General features: G+C 57.4%; 1 protein-coding gene. It reads left to right on the plus strand.

Going from position 1 to position 760, the window contains the following annotated elements:
* Positions 1-155 precede the first annotated feature (155 nt).
* Positions 156-760 (plus strand): helix-turn-helix domain-containing protein (locus tag KDH83_RS30985; RefSeq protein ID WP_212322920.1); only part of this gene is annotated, 605 nt, incomplete at its 3' end.

Raw genomic sequence — 760 nt, forward strand, 5'->3', positions numbered from 1 at the left:
CTCCTGGCCAAGGGTGTCAACCCCAAACTCGAACGCAAGAAGTGTATTGAGACAGTATTCACCTGACAGTTGACCGCGTTGGGGCGTGGTCATACGACCCCAAGCCGGGTTATGAAACGGGTACTCCTACCTGTTGCATGATCCGGAGAGTACGTATGACTACGGAAGAAAAAGTAGCACGCCGCAAGCTCAGCCTGTTGGATCTGGCCCAGGAGCTACGCAACGTCAGCAAGGCGTGCAAAGTAATGGGCTACAGCCGTCAACAGTTCTATGAGATAAGACGCAACTTTCAGACCTATGGCTCTGCAGGGCAGCTGGACAAGCTGCCAGGAGCCAAGGGCCCGCACCCAAACCGCGTGGCACCCGAGATTGAGCAATCGATCCTGGACTACAGTCTGCAGCGGCCGACGCACGGCCCCGTGCGGGTATCCCATGAACTGGCTCTACGAGGCGTGACGGTCAGTTCAGGCGGCGTGCGCGGAGTATGGAGTCGCCAGGACTTGCTCTCCAAGCACGACCGCCTGTTGCGCCTGGAACGTGAGCAGCGCGATCAAACGCTGGAGCTCAATGACGAAAAAATCCGTTTGCTCGAACGCTTCAGCCCGGAGTTTCGCGAGCGCCAGATCGAAGTGCATCACACAGGCGAGCTGGTGACCATCGACACGTTCTTCGTCGGCACGCTCAAGGGCGTAGGCAAGGTTTATCTGCAAACCGTCCTGGATTGCTATAGCCGATTTGCCTTTGGCCGGCTGTATAACAG

Source organism: Achromobacter sp. Marseille-Q0513 (assembly GCF_018195695.1).
GTDB lineage: Bacteria > Pseudomonadota > Gammaproteobacteria > Burkholderiales > Burkholderiaceae_B > Achromobacter.